The 18,512-nt window shown below is 44.4% G+C and carries 15 protein-coding genes and 1 tRNA gene; 11 read left to right on the plus strand and 5 right to left on the minus strand.

What is annotated here, in order from left to right; all coding sequences use genetic code 11:
- Positions 1-41 precede the first annotated feature (41 nt).
- Positions 42-4,814: a calcium-binding protein gene (locus QZ942_RS13910; RefSeq protein ID WP_292996660.1), complete on the plus strand. Its 4,773-nt coding sequence runs from the start codon at positions 42-44 to the stop codon at positions 4,812-4,814.
- 178 nt (positions 4,815-4,992) lie between these two features.
- On the opposite strand, the gene traI is transcribed toward QZ942_RS13910, so the two are convergent.
- Complete coding sequence (gene traI / locus QZ942_RS13915) at positions 4,993-6,633, minus strand: TraI/MobA(P) family conjugative relaxase (protein WP_292996662.1); 1,641 nt, start codon at positions 6,631-6,633, stop codon at positions 4,993-4,995.
- Between the two features lie 41 nt (positions 6,634-6,674).
- A complete protein-coding gene (gene traJ / locus QZ942_RS13920) occupies positions 6,675-7,043 on the minus strand; it encodes a conjugal transfer transcriptional regulator TraJ (RefSeq protein ID WP_292996664.1) in 369 nt (122 codons plus the stop codon).
- A gap of 132 nt (positions 7,044-7,175) precedes the next feature.
- Between traJ and QZ942_RS13925 the strand changes: the two genes are divergently transcribed.
- The 5 genes from QZ942_RS13925 (at position 7,176) to QZ942_RS13945 (ending at position 10,272) form a co-directional block, all read left to right on the plus strand.
- Positions 7,176-7,712 (plus strand): TraK family protein, encoded by a 537-nt coding sequence (locus QZ942_RS13925; protein ID WP_292995094.1) that lies wholly within the window; start codon positions 7,176-7,178, stop codon positions 7,710-7,712.
- Positions 7,712-8,443, plus strand: coding sequence for a conjugal transfer protein TraL (locus QZ942_RS13930; RefSeq protein ID WP_074720682.1), 732 nt, complete (start codon positions 7,712-7,714; stop codon positions 8,441-8,443). The genes QZ942_RS13925 and QZ942_RS13930 overlap by 1 nt, the downstream gene beginning before the upstream one ends.
- Entirely contained in the window at positions 8,440-8,868 is a 429-nt protein-coding gene (locus tag QZ942_RS13935) for a conjugal transfer protein TraM (protein WP_292996669.1), read from the plus strand. The genes QZ942_RS13930 and QZ942_RS13935 overlap by 4 nt, the downstream gene beginning before the upstream one ends.
- Positions 8,869-8,995: 127 nt before the next feature.
- Positions 8,996-9,343: a helix-turn-helix domain-containing protein gene (locus QZ942_RS13940; RefSeq protein WP_292996670.1), complete on the plus strand. Its 348-nt coding sequence runs from the start codon at positions 8,996-8,998 to the stop codon at positions 9,341-9,343.
- Complete coding sequence (locus QZ942_RS13945; RefSeq protein WP_366836583.1) at positions 9,262-10,272, plus strand: tyrosine-type recombinase/integrase; 1,011 nt, start codon at positions 9,262-9,264, stop codon at positions 10,270-10,272. Before QZ942_RS13940 ends, QZ942_RS13945 begins: the two co-directional genes overlap by 82 nt.
- A 25-nt stretch (positions 10,273-10,297) precedes the next feature.
- On the opposite strand, the gene QZ942_RS13950 is transcribed toward QZ942_RS13945, so the two are convergent.
- Positions 10,298-10,373: transfer RNA gene (locus QZ942_RS13950), tRNA-Lys, on the minus strand.
- 704 nt (positions 10,374-11,077) lie between these two features.
- Between QZ942_RS13950 and cysD the strand changes: the two genes are divergently transcribed.
- From cysD to galU, 5 genes are all read left to right on the plus strand, one after another.
- The gene (gene cysD / locus QZ942_RS13955) at positions 11,078-11,974 is read left to right on the plus strand and encodes a sulfate adenylyltransferase subunit CysD (protein WP_292996672.1); all 897 of its coding nucleotides are present in this window, start codon (positions 11,078-11,080) and stop codon (positions 11,972-11,974) included.
- The gene (gene cysN / locus QZ942_RS13960) at positions 11,974-13,884 is read left to right on the plus strand and encodes a sulfate adenylyltransferase subunit CysN (protein ID WP_292996673.1); all 1,911 of its coding nucleotides are present in this window, start codon (positions 11,974-11,976) and stop codon (positions 13,882-13,884) included. Before cysD ends, cysN begins: the two co-directional genes overlap by 1 nt.
- Positions 13,885-13,959: 75 nt before the next feature.
- A complete protein-coding gene (locus tag QZ942_RS13965; protein WP_292996674.1) occupies positions 13,960-14,916 on the plus strand; it encodes a DHH family phosphoesterase in 957 nt (318 codons plus the stop codon).
- Positions 14,917-14,993: 77 nt separating this feature from the next.
- Entirely contained in the window at positions 14,994-16,028 is a 1,035-nt protein-coding gene (galE, locus tag QZ942_RS13970) for a UDP-glucose 4-epimerase GalE (protein ID WP_292996675.1), read from the plus strand.
- A 64-nt stretch (positions 16,029-16,092) separates the two neighbouring features.
- The gene (galU, locus tag QZ942_RS13975; RefSeq protein ID WP_292996676.1) at positions 16,093-16,986 is read left to right on the plus strand and encodes a UTP--glucose-1-phosphate uridylyltransferase GalU; all 894 of its coding nucleotides are present in this window, start codon (positions 16,093-16,095) and stop codon (positions 16,984-16,986) included.
- Positions 16,987-17,281: 295 nt separating this feature from the next.
- Here galU and QZ942_RS13980 read toward each other — a convergent pair whose 3' ends face one another.
- Both QZ942_RS13980 and QZ942_RS13985 read right to left on the minus strand, forming a co-directional pair.
- The gene (locus QZ942_RS13980) at positions 17,282-17,860 is read right to left on the minus strand and encodes a DUF2780 domain-containing protein (protein ID WP_292996677.1); all 579 of its coding nucleotides are present in this window, start codon (positions 17,858-17,860) and stop codon (positions 17,282-17,284) included.
- A gap of 185 nt (positions 17,861-18,045) precedes the next feature.
- On the minus strand, positions 18,046-18,512 hold a 467-nt coding region (locus QZ942_RS13985; RefSeq protein ID WP_292996678.1), incomplete at its 5' end, for an IS1595 family transposase.

Genomic DNA, 18,512 nt, shown 5'->3' on the forward strand with positions numbered 1-18,512 from the left:
AAAGAGTTTTTGTATCGCTCTCCACTCAGCAAATTGAGTTTATGCAGCAAAGCTATGAGACGCTAAAAGAATCCGTTTATGGCAGCTTGGTGTTGCAGACGCGACTTGCGCCGTATTTAAACGAAGTTGTGTTGGATGCGAATGAATCCGGGCAAGTGTTTGTGAATTTCTCCGTGCTCAATACGTTACTCGACAATCAAAAGATCGCAAATCCTGCTGCTGCATTAGCCGATCTGATTGAATTGAACAAATACGCAGGAGCTACATTACAAGAAAATAGCTGGACTGGTCTGGATATGCTGCGCAACTGGATTGATCAGAACGCTGCAGGTACACAAACGCAGAGCATCCTGCAAGATTTAGGCGTGAGCATTATTGAAAGAGAGGCATTGCCGGATGACATTGTCATTAGCAGTGCAAGCAATACCAATATCAATGGGTTGGCTAGTAACGATGTTCTTAATGGTAGCGCGGGTAATGATACGTTGTATGGCAATCTCGGAAATGACGCACTTTATGGCGGAAGCGGTCGTGACTTGCTGATGGGGGGCGATGGTGATGACGTTTTGCGGGGTGGCGGTGGGGAAAATGATTATTTGAGTGGAGATATCGGCAACGACACCTATAGGTATGCCATAGGGGACGGGAACATTTCAATCAATAATAGCGATACTGCTTCAACGAGTAATGATGTACTGAGATTTATGCCAGGAATTAATCCTGTCGATGTGGTTGTTCGGCGGGATTCCAATAATCTGCTGTTAACGATAAAAGATACTGGAAAAGTGATTAATGTTACCAATCATTTTTATGAAGATGGTGGCGGCATTTATGCATTGGATACGATCGAATTCAGCAACGGCACCCTTTGGGGTAGTGCGATGATCAAGCAGATGGCCATACAAAGTACTGCAGACAATGACAATATCGCTGGTTTTGCCTCCGATGACACTGTTGATGGCTTGGGCGGTGATGATATTTTATCCGGTGCTGGGGGGAATGATTATCTGAGCGGAAATACTGGCAATGACTCGCTTACCGGCGGTGAAGGTAACGATACATTGTTAGGTGGAGAGGGCCAGGATTCACTGTATGGAAATGCAGGTAACGATATCCTCAATGGAGGCCTGGGAGTCAGCGATTATATGGAAGGCGGTGAAGGCAGCGATGTTTATTTATTTGCAGCCGGAGATGGCAATACCACGATCAACAATTTTGATACCAGTGCAGCCCGATATGATGTTTTGCGTTTTGCATCGGGTATTAGTCCAAGCGATGTTATGGTAGGGCGCTCAGGTCCTTATGATTATGATTTGCAGCTAACGCTGCAAAGCACCGGTGAAGTGGTCACGGCGCAGAATCATTTTGTTACCAACGGAATTTTCTTGTTGAATGCGATTGAATTTGCAGATGGTACGATTTGGAGCAATGCGGACTTAGTAACAAAATTGCTGACTGGCACTTCCGGAGCAGACGATATTACTGGACTTGACACTGATGACATTATTAGTGGTTTGGGTGGGAATGACAGGCTCGATGGCAGTTTTGGTAACGACATTCTACTGGGCGGGGACGGTCAAGACTATCTTATTGGTGGACCAGGCAATGATATCCTCAATGGAGGTCTGGGGGCCGATGATTATATGTCGGGCAGCGATGGTAATGATGTTTATTTGTTTGCAGCCGGTGATGGCAATACCACGATCTTGAATGATAATTATTATGGAAATAGTGGATATCATGATGTTTTAAAGTTTGCATCGGGCATTAATCCAAGCGATGTCTTAGTGAGGCGCTCAGGCGATGATTTGCAGTTGACGGTGCAAAGTACCGGTGAAGTGATCAAAGTAAACTTACATTATTTCTGGTCAAATGCATACACATTGCATGCGATTGAATTTGCTGATGGCACGACCTGGGATACTGCGCTGATCCAACAAATGCTTCTTCAAGGCAGCACAGCTAATGACAATATCACCGGTTACGCATCTGATGACATCATTGATGGCTTTGGCGGCGATGATACTTTATCAGGTGCTGGTGGAAATGATCACCTGAATGGAAATATTGGCAATGACACGCTGCATGGCGGTGATGGTAACGACACTCTATTAGGTGGAGATGGTCAGGATTTACTGTATGGAAACGCAGGCAATGATACCCTCAATGGAGGCCTAGGAGCTTATGATGTCATGGTAGGCGGTGAAGGCAATGATATTTATTTATTTGCAGTCGGGGATGGTAATACCCAGATCCAAAATTATGATGCCAGTGTAGGCCGATATGACGTTTTGCGGTTTGCATCGGGCATTAGCCCAAACGGTGTTTTGGCGAAGCGCGCAGGTGATCATTTGATACTAACTTTACAAAGCACCGGTGAAGTGATCACAGTAGAGAGTCATTTTTACAACGAATTTGCCTCGTTAAATGCAATTGAGTTTGCAGATGGCACGATCTGGAACAATGCATTGATCAATCAATTGGCTATGCAGGGCACAACCGGTAACGACAGCATCACTGGTTTTGCATCTAATGACATTATTGATGGTTTAGGCGGTGATGATACTTTGTCTGGCGGTGAAGGTAACGACACATTATTAGGTGGGGATGGCCAGGATCAACTTTATGGGGATGCAGGCAACGATACATTGAATGGAGGTCTGGGGGCCAATGATTATATGTCAGGCGGTGAAGGTAATGATATTTATTTGTTTGCGGCTGGAGATGGCAATACCAAGATCAGTAACTATGATATCAGTGTCGGTCGTTATGATGTATTGCGGTTTGCTTCGGGTATTAGCCCAGGCAATGTTCTAGTGGGACGCTCAGGCAGTACTCTGCTATTGACGAATCAAAGCACCGGCGAAGTAATCGAAGTGGAGCTCTATTTTTACGGGGAGAATGAATACTCGTTGAATGCTATTGAATTTTCTGATGGCACAACCTGGAGCGGTACGTTGATAAAACAAATGATTCTTCAAGGCACTACGGGTAACGATAACATCAGCGGTTTTTCATCCGACGATACTATTGATGGCTTGGGAGGCGATGATATTTTATCGGGTGTGGGAGGAAATGATCATCTGAGTGGAAATGCTGGTAATGACAGGCTATATGGTGAGGATGGCAACGATACATTGTTAGGGGGAGATGGTCAGGATTATCTTCGTGGAGATGCAGGCAACGATACATTGAATGGAGGGCTGGGGGCTGACGATTTCATGTTAGGCGGTGAAGGTAATGATATTTATTTGTTTGCGGCTGGAGATGGCAATACCACGATCAGTAACTATGATATCAGTGTCGGTCGTCATGATATCTTGCGGTTTGCTTCGGGCATTAGTCCAGGGGGTGTTTTGGCGACGCGTTTAGTCGATGATTTGAAATTGACGCTGCAGAGCACCGGTGAGGCCATCACGGTGCAGAGTCATTTTAACAGCAATAATCAATACTTGTTGAATGCAGTTGAATTTGCTGATGGCACGATTTGGAGCAATGCATTGATCAACCAGTTGGTTATGCAAGCCACCGCGGGTAACGACAACATCACCGGTTATACATCCAACGATACTATTGATGGATTGGGCGGTGATGATTTTTTATCGGGTTATTGGGGAAATGATCACTTGAATGGGAATATTGGCAATGACGTGCTATATGGCGGTCATGACAATGATACATTGTTAGGTGGGGATGGTCAGGATTCACTATATGGAGATTATGGTGATGATATTCTCAATGGAGGCCTGGGGATTAACGATTATATGGAAGGCGGTGAAGGCAGCGATGTTTATTTATTTGCAGCCGGAGATGGCAATACCACTATCAGCAATTATGATACCAGTTCAGCTCGCTATGATGTTTTGCGGTTTGCAACGGGTATAAGCTTCAGCGATGTTTTGGTGAGACGCTCAGGCAATGATTTGCTGTTGACGTTGCAAAGCAATGGTGAAGTACTCACAGTGCAGAATCATTTCTTAGGTGGAAATCAATACCAGTTAAATGCAGTTGAATTTGCTGATGGTACGATTTGGAACAGCACCACCTTAACTGAGAAGTTGCTTACGGGTACTTCAGGTGCTGATACAATTACCGGATTTGCTACAAATGACATCATTAATGGTCTGGGTGGTAATGATACGTTAAATGGTGGTAGTGGAAATGACACGTTATACGGCGGTGATGGCGACGATTCTCTCAATGGCGGTACTGGCACCGATTGGTTGCTTGGCGAATTAGGGAACGACACCTATACTGTAGACAATGCCGGTGATAATGTTACTGAATCTGTCAATGCGGGCACTGATAAAATTAACAGCAGCGTTACATACACGATTTCAGCTAATGTAGAAAACCTTACGTTGACAGGAACATTGGCTATTAATGGGATAGGCAATGATTTAAATAACACCATTACTGGAAACTCTTCTGCTAATCAGTTAAGCGGTGGTGTAGGAGACGATACATTGGAAGGTAAGTTGGGCAATGACATACTTACTGGCGGTGCTGGCAAAGACAGTTTCAATCTTACTACTTCAGGAAATATCGACACAATCGCAGATTTTGTTGTAGTTGATGACACGATTAGATTAGAAAATGCAGTATTTACCAAGCTAACGGCTACTGGAACATTGGCAGCTAGTCGATTCAAGATTGGTACCCAAGCAATGGATGCGGATGATTACATTATCTATAACAATGTTACGGGCGCATTATATTATGATTCCAATGGTAATGGCACAGGTGCAGCGGTACAGATTGCAACGATTGGTGTTGGATTAAGCTTGACCAATGCGGATTTTTTAGTGATCTAGAGAAAAGAAATGAGTTTCTTAGAGATTATGCCTCAAATGAATTTCAGGTGACATTATCAAAAGAGCATACTCGTGCCAACAAATTCAAACGACTGATCTGTACTTTGTGCTAGCTAGAATCTAAACTGACAGACCCTAAAAAACGAGTAACTGTCAGTTCAGGCCTGAGCTAGAGCAATTAAAGACTCCTTCGGGTGGTGGAGGTGACGGATTGTTTTTGACCTGCCGATTGCGTTCTACTAAAAGCATGCTGTTTCATTAATTGCTGACGGTATTGTTCAAGCCGCTTGTCATCAAAAGTCACGCGCATCTGGTTTTGTGCGGCCACTTCAGCAATCCCAAGACGAAACGATTCAGTGCCATTGATTGCCAAGTGACTGCCGTACTTCTTTATGGCGACTTGCAAAATATCTACCAAGACTTCCTGCGATGTATCCGGCAGAACGATGAGCCGTTTGCCGTCATCGCGGATAGTGGTTGATCCTGCTTTATAAGTAACTGTGCCGATTTTAGTGATCGATTCAACAAAACTGTCTTTAATGAAGCCATCCTTGAAGTGGCTATTAGCGATGGAATCATCATGGCTTTGCTCAACCGTTATCTGGTTACCCTTAAATTGACCCACTCTTCTGGATCGCAAGACAGCCAATGCTTGCGTCTTACCAAGCTTGGCCTCAAATGCTAGCCAGTCCAACCACCCCATTCTGGAATGACGGGTTTTAGAGTGCTTGTAGGCTTGCTGGTAATCGCTTTTAATGACTGCTATCGTTGTTTTGAATTGGTGATGAGCGGTTGCATACAGCGCTTTTTTAGCCAATCTCCCAGCTTTGATGCTTTTAATGATGTTGCGCTTGAGTTTCGCTTCTCGTTTGGCGCGGTCAATTAATTGATCTCTGCTTTGTCGCAACATGGCCCATTGAGTAGTTCGCTGTCTGGCGGAATCATTCTGCTCTTGCTGGTATCGCGCATAAAGCTCTGAAGTATCGATTCGATTCTGCAATGGTCTTGGCTGGTATTGTTTGGCGTTTTGTTGTGAAGATTGTTTAGAATTATCTACAGGTACAAATGCACCCAGTTTTTGAGTTAAATCCCCTTTGGATAAAGAGCGATCAACTGAACTGGCTTTAACAGCCACGCCATTGTTGGCGACCAATACAAATCCGTTGCCACGCTCCTTGATTTCAAGGCCATGCCTAGCTAAAACCTGATGTAAATCCTGCCAGTTGTCCGACTGCTTCAATTCATCCAGGCACTCGCGCTTGATCCAGCCAAGCAAGCTCTCCACCCCTGTTCTGGTTTCAATTTCTTGCGCTACTCTGGAGGCTTTATCATTCACGGTTTCATGATTAACTGTTGTTAAGCCATATTCTTGCTCGATCTGTTCGCAGAGCTTGGCTACTTTCTTGTAATCATAATAAGGATTGTGGATTGTTAAGTTTCTAGGATGTATCTTGTTGATTGCGATATGGATGTGCAGGTTATTGGTATCATCGTGGATTACGCTGATACGTTGATGACCATTAAAACCCAAAGCATCGCAAAACCGCTCTTCAATGGCATTCAGATCAGCAAGGGATAAACGCTCTCCTTCAGGAAAACTCAACACAAGATGGCAGGTTTTGTCTGATCTGGCGCGAGTGTTCATTTCCTGTGTGTTTTGTATCTCTATCAATGCAGCTATCTGATCGTCTGAATAACAGTTTGATACCTTGATCTGACTGATACGCTCACTCTTGCCTTGAGGATCGGTCAGATACTGTATCAGCACAGAGAAGCTGCTTTTGCGCACTGATTTGATGGGTATGATTTTAGCGATCATCGTATTTAAGCTGCTTAAGTCAAATAGGATTATTCCGAAAGTTATTTTTTAAGCTTCATAATGACATCCAGCATCGTGCTTTGGGTATTCCGGATACTGTCCAAGGTCATATGTAATTGTGACTTGCCAACATATTTTGTACGCTTGTCGTTGGTGAGCCAAAGTTTGATTAATCCACCCAGTCTGCCAAGATCCGCGTTGATTTTTAACAAAGCATCCACTTCTCGGTTATCTATAACACTGGGCACCTGATAACCCAGACCCAGATTGCGCAGGTACTCGGCAACGGGCAATCCTGCATCCTGCGCCTTACTCTTTATTTCAGTTTCTTCTATGGGCAAAACAGGAACCCTGAGCTTCTTATCTCTTCTTTCATTTTTGATTGTCTTGGGGTTCTTTTTGTCAATCATTTCAGTTTTCCTCGAAGAGCAAGATCAACGTTGAGCACACTGTGCGAATAAGTTGTGGTGGAGATGGCCATCTCCACATATCTTGCCCGGTTCTGTGAGTTTCAAGAAATATACTAACACTATAATCGATGTTTGCAAATAGTTTATTTTCGTTATATCATAATTTCAAACAGTATAAAAATACATGAAAGAAGCTTTATTCAACTAAATAACAGTCGCTTAGAAACAAAAAGAAAGGATAAGCAATTAATTGATACTGAAAGCAACAAAAAGAAACAGAAAGGAAAGCAAAAAAACAAAAAACTGTTTGTACGCCAAGATAAATATTTTTGTGGAAATTGTGTGATGACTAAATCCTTATCAGATCGAATCGCACTTTATGCGGATAGAAACAAAAGTACCGGTAAGCAATTTTTACCGGCGTTCATCGCGTTGAAACCTGATATCGAGCAGGCATTAAAGGATGGCTGGACGATTCGCCAGATCTGGAACATTTTGCACCAGGAAGAAAAAATCAAATGTTCTTATCAATGGTTCAGAACACTGGTCAATCGACATATTGGTGAGGACAAAAAGCAGCATTCGCGCATTGATCAAGGAAAGTCAGCTGGGAGTAATCATGAAGGATTTCGTTTTAATTCTGCAACTGAAAAAGAGGAGTTGGTCTGATGGCTAAAATACATATGATTTTGCAAGGGAAGGGCGGAGTAGGCAAATCGTTCATATCATCCACGCTAGCACAACATAAGTTTGCCAAAGGCGGCGATCCATTATGCATTGATACCGATCCGGTGAATGCCACTTTTTATGGATTTAAAAAACTCAATGTTAAGCAGATTAATGTAATGAACAATGATGAGATTGATCCGAGAAAGTTTGATGACTTAATTGAATTGATAGCTAAAGCAGACAATGACGTCATTATTGACAATGGCGCCAGCACCTTTGTGCCCATGTCGCATTACCTCATCAGCAATCAGATACCAGCCCTGCTCTTGGATATGGGGCATGAACTGGTTGTACATACTGTTATCACGGGTAGTCAGGCTTTGTTGGATACATTGAATGGTTTTGTGCATCTGATTAAACAATTTCCAAAGGAAGCACTGTTTGTTGTCTGGTTAAATCCCTACTGGGGAGAAATCAGCATGAATGGCAAGCAGTTTGAGGAAATGAAAGCGTATGTGGATAACAAAGCGCGAGTATCCGCCATTATCCGAATTCCACATTACAAGCCTGAGACTTTCGGCAAAGATTTAAGTGAAATCCTGCAATCGAAATTTACCTTTGATGAAGCGCTTAAAAATAGCGCGTTACCGGTGATGGTACGCCAAAGGTTAACGATTATCCGAAGACAGCTCTTTACCAACATTGAAAATGTAGCTGCAGTTCTAACATGAATGCCGACAAATTAGATGCGCTCATTGAAAGAATAGCGTCAGAACACGGCATTGTTCTGTCACAGGATGATCCGGTGTTGATGATGCATACGCTCAACGAAGTATTGCTGGAACAAAATGAAAAAGCCCATGCTGAGCTGCTAAGCAATTACCAGGCGATATTGGAAGAGAACTTTAATCGGTGGCGTGAATTTTCGACTAAGAAATCGAATGCACTGATTAATTCATCCATCAGTAACGCACAATTAACACGAGACCAGTTCCTGGAGAGCTGTATTCAGCTTATTGATGAAAAGCTAAAAAGTAGAGAGGGTCAGGAGATTTATGAGCTGACCAGAATTTCTAGGCAAGCGGCCATTATTAATTTACTGGCATCAATCATTATCTTGCTCTCAGTGGCGATTATTTTTTTGTTGTTGTTATAAAAAAATTAGTTAGCTATATAAATATCGCAATGTATCGGAAATTATTGAAGTGCAATGTGTATGAATTCAATCACAAAACATGTTTAGTCCTGTATGAATATACATAACCGTTTGATGGAGAAAGACAATGGAAAAGGTAAGTCTGCCATTGCCCGCAATTCGCTGTTTATCCAAGCAAGAAGCAGCCAGTTATCTTGGTATCGGCGTTACTCTGCTAAGTGAATTAGATATTCCTTTTGTCAAACTAGGGCGACGCTGTCTATATGACAGAGTTGATTTAGATATCTGGATAGAGGAATATAAGCAGTGCGAGCACGGGCGGGCTAAGAAGGAGGCAATATGGCCCAAACCCAAGAAGGTGTCTACCGAAGGCAAGATTCCCGCTTCTGGTGGATTGCAACAAAGCTCCCAAACGGCAAAAGAATACGCCAAAGTTCTGGGACTGAAAACCGACAAGATGCCGAAGCACTGTTAGCCAAAATCCGGCTAGAAGCATTTCGGGAACATCATTTCGGATTCAGACCCCAACGTTTATGGCAAGAAGCCGTGGTGCGGTATCTCGCAATAAAAGTGAATTTACGCAGTTTTAAAGATGTTCAACGTATTTGTCGCAAGCTTGATCCTTTTTTAGGTCATCTAATACTAGACCAAATCACTGGTGATGTGATTTGGTCCGTAATTCAGGGTGTACTGGCAAAGGGAAACAAACCTGCTACAGTTAATCGTTATTTGGCACTAATACGTAGCTTGTTACGTATGGCACGTGATGAATGGCAGTGGATAGATGCGATGCCAAAAATTCGCTTTTTAGCGGGTGAAACAGAGCGTGATAGATGGCTGACAAGAGAAGAGGCTGATCGATTAATAGCGGTTAGTCCTCCACATTTGGCAGCTTTGATCCGTTTTGCTCTCGCAACTGGATGCCGTGCCAGGGAAATCACTGGTTTGGAATGGAATCGAGTTGATCTGGAACGTAGAACAGCCTGGCTTAACCAAACCAAGAATGGAACACCGAGGGGTGTGCCGTTAAATCTTGATGCAGTCATTGTCCTTGAAAAACAGCTCGGCAAGCATCCGCAGTTTTGCTTTACTTATTTTGGTGCGCCGATTCGTTGGGAAATCACAAACAGCGCATGGCATACCGCATTGGCTAAAGCAGGAATAAGTGATTTTCGGTTTCATGACCTTAGACATACTTGGGCTTCATGGCATCGTCAGGCTGGTACGAGCTGCGATGAACTGAAGGATTTAGGTGGCTGGAAATCCAGGATTATGGTGGATCGCTATGCCAAGTATGCAACCGAGCATTTGAGGGTTGCAGCGGCTAGAATCGAGGGCGGACGTGGGGGGAACGTGGTTAACTTGTCACGTTTTTGTCACGTTCAAAAAGAAAAAAGGAGTTAGTGTTTAACTAACCCCTTGATTTATTTGGTAGGCCGTGCGAGATTCGAACTCGCGACCAACGGATTAAAAGTCCGCTGCTCTACCGGCTGAGCTAACGACCCAAAGCGCGGCATTATACCTGATTCGGTTGACGATATAAATGGCTTTATCTGATTGGCTAGCTATTTTAAATGGGATGCGATGACACCGATGCATTTATGAATAGTCAAATTGAATTGAAATAATATATGAATTATATATAACATCAATATGTTGGGGTAATATTACGGATGAAAAAGGCCTTCTGCTGGACTGTGGGAGGTATATTCCAAGACAGAATAGATTGTGTTTTTGACTTTAGCGTAGCGCGTCGTTTTTGGTTTTCTGTGCCGTAATACCCTGCGGTCTTGCCGCAGGGCGCGCGGAGCAAATTTATTCATAATTTGTTGTTGGACAATCGCAATTCATTGCATTTGCTCTGTGCAGATAGTCTTTTGTTTTGGACAACAAGCTCTTGTTCACTGATAATGTCGATAGAATCATATACAATACTTGTTAGAATAAACAAAAGGATTTTGACGAAAGCTACAGTGAATCCTCGCTCTTTTACTGTTATAAAAGAACTATAAAATCGGAATACTCTAAATTACGTACGCATCTAATCTGCCATAAATAAACATGCCAGCAGGCCTGCAAATTATCTCCCTAAAGGTAAGAAGAATTAAGATTGTAGGGATAAAGTAGTTTATTTCACAATAAGAAAAATCTATATCCGTATTAATATGACTCTGCTACGACGTTTTATTATTGAAGGAAGCCATTGACAATGTTGACACACTTACAGCGCCTTGAAGCGGAGAGTATTCAAATTATGCGGGAGGTGGTTGCTGAGTGCGAACACCCGGTAATGCTCTATTCTATCGGCAAGGATAGTGCAGTGATGCTGCATCTTGCAGTGAAGGCGTTTTATCCCTCGAAACCGCCTTTCCCGTTACTGCATGTTGATACCACATGGAAATTCAAAGAGATGATTGAGTTTCGTGACGTCATGGTGAAGAAACTCGGACTTGATTTGATCGTTCACATTAATCCGCACGGGGTCGAAAAAGGAATTAATCCATTTACCCATGGTTCTGCGGTTCATACCGATATCTGGAAGACGGAAGGCCTAAAACAGGCGCTTGATAAATACGGTTTTGATGTCGCATTTGGAGGCGCACGCCGGGACGAAGAAAAGTCGCGTGCCAAGGAGCGTATTTTTTCTATCCGTTCGGCACAACACCGATGGGACCCCAAGTTGCAGCGCCCTGAACTCTGGCGGTTATATAACACGCGCAAAAATAAAGGTGAAAGTATTCGGGTATTTCCGCTTTCAAACTGGACTGAGCTGGACATCTGGCAGTACATCTACTTGAATAATATCCCTATCGTGCCATTATATTTTGCTAAGGAACGTCCCGTCGTAGAACGTGATGGCACATTGATTATGGTGGATGACGATCGTCTGCCGATGCAGAAAGATGAAGTTCCGATGATGAAGAAAGTGCGTTTTCGTACACTCGGTTGTTATCCATTAACCGGAGCGATTGAGAGTGAAGCGAATTCTTTGACGGCAATCATTCAAGAAATGCTGCTTGCAAAAACATCCGAACGGCAAGGTCGTCTAATCGATCATGATTCTGCCGGTTCAATGGAAAAAAAGAAACAGGAGGGGTACTTCTAATGGCGCATGTATCTAATTTGATTGCCGAGGATATCGAGCTCTATTTAAGAACTCATGAAAACAAGAGTTTACTTCGTTTTATCACCTGCGGTAGTGTTGATGATGGAAAAAGTACACTGATTGGGCGGTTGCTTTATGAGTCAAAAATGTTATTTGAAGACCAATTGGCTCAGTTGGAAGTTGATTCAAAGAAAGTTGGTACACAAGCTGGTGACCTGGATTTTGCGCTTCTGGTGGACGGACTTTCGGCAGAGCGTGAGCAGGGCATTACCATTGATGTGGCTTATCGCTTTTTTTCGACGGATAAACGGAAGTTTATCGTAGCGGATACGCCAGGACATGAACAATATACGCGCAACATGATCACCGGCGCTTCAACGGCTGATGTCGCGGTTATTCTTATCGATGCCCGTAAAGGGGTATTGACACAAACCCGGCGGCATAGCTATCTGGTTTCGTTAATCGGAATTCGTCATGTGGTGCTGGCAATCAATAAGCTGGATATGGTGGGGTACTCGGAAGAAATTTATAACCGAATTGATAATGAGTATCGAATTTTTGCAAAAGAAGTCGGTTTGCAAAATATTGTGACCATCCCGATGTCCGCTCTGAAAGGCGACAATATCACTGAGCTGAGCACGAATACCCCTTGGTATCACGGGGAAACATTGATGGGGCACCTTGAAAACATACAAGTGGAAGATGTGGCTGATGAATCTGGGGTCTTTCGCATGCCGGTGCAGTGGGTAAATCGTCCCAATCTGGATTTTCGAGGTTACTCTGGTATCGTTGTGCGTGGCAGTATCAAACCGGGCGATTCAGTTCGAGTTCTGCCGTCTGGTAGAGAGAGCCGGGTGGCACGGATCGTAACCAGTGATGGCGATCTTGATCACGTTATTTCCGGTCAATCTGTCACGTTAACGCTAACTGATGAAATCGATATCAGCCGGGGCGATATTCTGGCAGCAACCGACTCGCCACCGGGTGTGGCCGATCAATTCGAAGCAACCGTTGTATGGATGTCTGACGAACCCATGTTGCCGGGAAGGCCGTATTTAATGAAGATCGGCGCAAGAACGGTAACGGCCAACATTTCATTGCTGAAATATAAGGTTAACATCAATACGCTCGAGCATGTCGCGGTTACGAAGCTGGAACTCAATGAAATCGGAATCTGTAATTTGAGTTCTGATCAGTTGATCGCATTTGATCCGTATAAAGAAGATCGTGATACGGGCGGCTTTATTATGATTGATCGTCTGACCAATAATACGGTTGGCGCGGGCATGCTACACTTTGCTTTACGCCGGTCGCAAAATATTCATTGGCAAGCCATCAACATTAATAAGCAGGCGCATGCTGCCATTAAAGGGCAGAAGCCACTCATCCTCTGGTTTACCGGATTGTCGGGCAGCGGCAAATCAACCATTGCCAATCTGGTCGAGAAAAAACTCTATTCATTGGGCAAGCACACCTATCTGCTGGATGGAGACAATGTACGTCATGGTCTCAATAAGGATCTTGGTTTTACCGATGCCGACCGGGTTGAAAATATTCGCCGTATCGCTGAGGTCGCCAAGCTAATGGTCGATGCAGGACAAATTGTACTGGTATCGTTTATCTCACCGTTTCGTTCTGAACGGCGGATGGCACGGGAACTGGTCGAGCAGGGGGAATTCTTTGAGATATTCATCGATACACCCATTCATGTGGCAGAAGAGCGAGACCCTAAGGGATTGTATAAAAAAATGCGGCGTGGGGAATTGAAAAACTTTACCGGTATTGATTCGCCGTATGAAGTGCCAGAAAATGCAGAAATTCGCATTGATACGATGGATAAAACGCCAGAGCAGGCTGTCGAGCAAATTATCAATTATCTGACTAACAAAGGTGCGCTGAATCAGCCTTGATAGTTTCTTTTTCTCAATTGGATGAAGAATCTGAATTAATCATTCTCTGGCTGAAAAATCACTCATCATGATAATATGAATCAGTACTATGTGTTTAATGGTGACGCAGACGGATTGTGTGCACTACATCAATTAAGGCTGGCTGATCCGGCAAGCGCCAGTCTGATCACCGGGGTTAAGCGGGATATCAAGCTACTCGAGCGTGTAGAAGCTAATGCAGGCGATCGAGTTACTGTGCTCGATATTTCTTTAGACAGCAATCGCAAAGGTTTGATGTGTTTGCTGGAAATGGGGGTAATTGTTGAGTATTTCGATCATCACCATGCCGGAGAAATACCGCAACATCCCAACCTGACACCACACATTGATTTATCGGCCGAAGCATGCACCAGTTTATTGGTCGATCGGTACTTGAAAGGGGCGTTTCATCTGTGGGCAATTACCGCCGCCTTTGGTGATAATCTCGTAAAACAAGCCCACCAGCTTGCGAACTTGGCAGGGTTAACGGAAGCGCAAGCGGAACAACTCGCCCGTTTGGGGGAGTATCTGAATTACAACGGCTACGGTGACAGTTTGTCTGATCTGCACTTTCATCCAGCGGAGCTTTATAAGAAATTAGAGTCGTATAGTAACCCATTTGATTTTATTGCTGAGTCGGCTGCATTTACTCAGCTTGCTTCCGGATTTAACGATGACATGAGCCAGGCAGCCTTATTGCATCCATTAATGAGCGATGACCGCTGTGCAGCCTATTTACTACCAGACGAGCCTTGGGCAAGGCGCGCAACCGGTAACTTTGCCAACAAATTGGCAAACGAAAATCCTGAACGTGCGCATGCAGTGGTTACGCCGAATCACTCTGGAAAATATACGGTGAGTGTACGAGCTTCCCTCGCAAATCCGCAAGGCGCCGATGTGCTATGTCTGCAATTTGACACAGGGGGAGGGCGCAAAGCTGCGGCAGGCATCAATCATTTGCCACCAGATTCGCTTGATTATTTTGTGAAAAGCTTTAAGCAACATTTTAGTTAGCTTAATAGAGCCCTGAAAAGAGCATCAGTGGTCTTCAATGCCGTTGATAAATCTGTCTATTGTCGAGGTTAATAACCATGATTCTTGTCACTGGTGGTGCCGGATATATCGGATCGCATACCTGCGTTGAACTGCTAAACGCGGGTTTTGACATCACGGTATTTGATAATTTCTGCAACAGCAATCCCGAAGCGCTGGCACGAGTTGAACGAATTAGCGGTAGAAAGATGGGATTGATTGAAGGCGATTGCCGCGATCATGCGAGCTTGGTAGCCGCCTTAAAGAAATGCAAAGCCAATGCTGTTATTCACTTTGCTGGCCTTAAAGCAGTTGGGGAATCGGTTGCACAACCGCTTTCCTATTACGATAATAACGTGGTTGGTACGTTGCGGCTGTTGCAAGCAATGCAAGAATGCGATGTTAAAACGCTGGTATTCAGCTCTTCTGCAACTGTTTATGGTGATCCGGTCCAGTTGCCGCTGACAGAGGATCATCCACTAGCACCAACCAATCCGTATGGCCGCAGCAAGCTTATGGTCGAAGAAATACTACGTGATCTTCATCATAGCGATAACACGCTTAGGATCAGTATATTGCGTTACTTCAATCCGGTAGGCGCACACGCCAGCGGATTGATCGGCGAGGATCCACAAGGAATACCGAATAATTTAATGCCTTTTGTGGCGCAAGTCGCTGTGGGAAGAAGAGAAGCTTTGAGCGTGTGGGGTAACGATTATCCTACCCCCGATGGAACCGGGGTCAGGGATTACATCCATGTTGTCGATTTAGCACATGGTCATCTCAAGGCATTGGAAGCACTGGAAGCGTCACAAAGCGCTCAAGTTAACAAATCAGGCCAGTGCCTGATTGTGAATCTAGGCACTGGCCTGGGTTACAGTGTTCTGGATGTGGTGCAGGCTTTTGAGAAGGCGAGCGGGCGGTCTATTCCCTATCGGATTGCACCCAGACGTCCCGGTGATATTGCCTCCTGCTATGCCGATCCGAAACGCGCCTTTGCATTGCTGGATTGGAAAGCGAAACTCGGCTTGGAAGAAATGTGTGCGAGCAGCTGGCACTGGCAGTGTACCAATCCCAAAGGTTATCAAAGCTGATCGAGGCAGCCTTCCAAATTCATCGAGTCTGATTTACTGTACTAAATACTAAGGAGAATTCGAAATGAAAGCGATAAGAAAAGCGGTTTTTCCTGTTGCCGGTTTAGGAACACGTTTCTTGCCCGCAACCAAGGCCAATCCAAAGGAAATGCTGCCGATCGTTGATAAACCGTTGATTCAGTTTGCCGCAGAAGAAGCCGTTGCGGCAGGAATTGATGTGTTAATTTTTATCATCGGACGCAACAAAAGTTCAATACCTGATCATTTTGATAAAGCCTACGAACTGGAAGCCGAGCTAGAAGCAAGCGGAAAGCAAGAAATGCTGAACATTGTTCGCAATATCCTGCCATCGCGTATTGATTGCGTCTATATCCGGCAAGCTGAGGCACTCGGATTGGGGCATGCCGTGTTATGTGCGCAATCCGTTGTAGGCGATGAGCCTTTTGCTGTATTGCTGGCGGATGATTTGATCAGCACCAATGAAAGAAGTTGTTTGAATCAAATGGTTGATATTTATAGCCAACATCATTGTTCAATATTGGGAATCGAACGAGTCGCCCGTGAGACAGTCAGCCGGTATGGCATTATTGACAGCTCACCGATTTCTGATAGCTTGTCAAAGGTCAATGCAATTGTTGAAAAACCAGCCATAGATAAAGCACCTTCCAACTTGGCGGTGGTCGGCCGATACATCCTGACACCGCGCATCTTTAAACTGCTCGAAAAGACACAGCGCGGAGCGGGCAATGAAATTCAATTAACCGATGCAATCGCGAAGCTGTTAAACGAAGAAACAGTATTGGGCTATGAGTTTGATGGCAAGCGTTTCGATTGCGGAAGTAAATCAGGTTATTTGCAGGCAACCGTTGAATTTGCACTACAACATCCTGAACTCAAGCAAGAATTTGAATCCTACTTGTATGATTTAGTTAAAAATAAACTTGATAAATTGCCATAATAAGCGAGGATGCGGAGCATTAGTAATGCACCCGGTTTCAGTTGATCACAGCACAAACTGTGATTATGGAAGAATGCCTAACCGATACGCCCATCGTTTAGCCTGAGCAATCGCGATTGCCTTCAGCCTTACGGGGCCCGGTAGATTCCGCATTGCGACCGGGTAATATTCTGCTGTCCAAGGCATTCACTTTATGTATTACAGCACCGCAGAGGCGATACCATAAGAGAGCAAACCAATATTTCGATTGGTTTGCTTTTTTTATTTCTTTACTAAACAAATGCTTTCCAAGCACTCAACGTGCGGTTAAAGCGGACTGAAACAGATTAGCCGTTGCTTGTCCGCTGGTTTTACTGACGTAATTGGTTACGATGGGAATAAATTGGCTCACCATGTCAGGAGAAAGATTCAATTGCTGGAATGATGCGGCGAGTGCAGTCACGTTGCCCAGCTTATTATTTTTATCTCCCATTAGGGAAGATAAACCACCTGATAAATTCGACATGGCGGGAGCTGCATTCAACATACTATCCATTCCGGGAACGGATTTCGATAAGGTAGCAAATGCTTGCGGATTCATACTCCCCTGAGCCATCTGAAAAATCGCTCCGGCTCCCCCTAATGCTTGTTGGGGTGATATGTTTAACCGGTGAACCAGAATATCAACCAGACCAATTTGGTTAATACTCGTTGTACTAGCAGCTGCCGTACCCGCATCAAGTACTTGCCTGCTACTTTGCGCTGCACTTTCTATCGTTGACAAGCCGCGGTCTACCGTGCTCAAGGGATTATTAGAATTGCTGGTGGCTGCACAACCCATGACTGATATGAGTACTGTTAAAGTGCCGAGTCGAATGTAATTGATTTTCTTCATAATAACTCCTTATTAAGTATTAATATGCCATCAATGATGGTTTAGTATTTCATAATACATGATGCGCAGAGGATAGAAACATAAAAACCATAAGATAAAATACGGTCTTTTTCCATCCAAAGAATAGCAATGACCAAAAGTATTGAGTAAATCAGCTTTGTCTATTACACCATGATCTTACCTGATTAGAAAGATTCTTCAGCTTGCCGAAGCCAACGTGCCGGGCGAGGCCCGATAGTGGCTGCAGCGACGAACAGACGTAGAGGAAGCATCTCAAGATGGAAGCGCCGGTTGAAACGGTAAACAAACGCACCGAGGTAACGGGTTCCGTATTTGGCGAAATCGAATGCATGGTAAGCGCCACCCAGGCTGGTTTTGAGGTTGCCAAAAACCGTATTGATCCAGTTGAATTCTGGCAAATCCTTAGGCTTGCGACCGTCCGCGATAATTGCCCGGTGCTGGCAGCCTGCATCAGTAACCCCGGCAAAACAGCCCAATCCATCGGAAGTGACTATACAATCTGGTGCGAGATTAGCGTTAGCCCAGTCGGAAACCGCTTTGCGCGTAAAACCAGGAACCGGTGCCATTTTAATATACAGGGGACGGCCTTCGGCACTGAGCGAGATGGCTGCCACAAAAGGAACCTTGTTCT

The sequence above is a fragment of the Nitrosomonas sp. genome (assembly GCF_021731985.1).
In the GTDB taxonomy this organism is placed as follows: Bacteria; Pseudomonadota; Gammaproteobacteria; order Burkholderiales; family Nitrosomonadaceae; genus Nitrosomonas.

Coding starts and splice junctions, on each gene's coding strand:
- QZ942_RS13910 (WP_292996660.1), top strand. CDS start 42: ATGCAGCAAAGCTATGAGACGCTAAAAGAATCCGTTTATGGCAGCTTG.
- traI (WP_292996662.1), bottom strand. CDS start 6,633: ATGATCGCTAAAATCATACCCATCAAATCAGTGCGCAAAAGCAGCTTC.
- traJ (WP_292996664.1), bottom strand. CDS start 7,043: ATGATTGACAAAAAGAACCCCAAGACAATCAAAAATGAAAGAAGAGAT.
- QZ942_RS13930 (WP_074720682.1), top strand. CDS start 7,712: ATGGCTAAAATACATATGATTTTGCAAGGGAAGGGCGGAGTAGGCAAA.
- QZ942_RS13935 (WP_292996669.1), top strand. CDS start 8,440: ATGAATGCCGACAAATTAGATGCGCTCATTGAAAGAATAGCGTCAGAA.
- QZ942_RS13940 (WP_292996670.1), top strand. CDS start 8,996: ATGGAAAAGGTAAGTCTGCCATTGCCCGCAATTCGCTGTTTATCCAAG.
- cysD (WP_292996672.1), top strand. CDS start 11,078: ATGTTGACACACTTACAGCGCCTTGAAGCGGAGAGTATTCAAATTATG.
- cysN (WP_292996673.1), top strand. CDS start 11,974: ATGGCGCATGTATCTAATTTGATTGCCGAGGATATCGAGCTCTATTTA.
- QZ942_RS13965 (WP_292996674.1), top strand. CDS start 13,960: ATGAATCAGTACTATGTGTTTAATGGTGACGCAGACGGATTGTGTGCA.
- galE (WP_292996675.1), top strand. CDS start 14,994: ATGATTCTTGTCACTGGTGGTGCCGGATATATCGGATCGCATACCTGC.
- galU (WP_292996676.1), top strand. CDS start 16,093: ATGAAAGCGATAAGAAAAGCGGTTTTTCCTGTTGCCGGTTTAGGAACA.
- QZ942_RS13980 (WP_292996677.1), bottom strand. CDS start 17,860: ATGAAGAAAATCAATTACATTCGACTCGGCACTTTAACAGTACTCATA.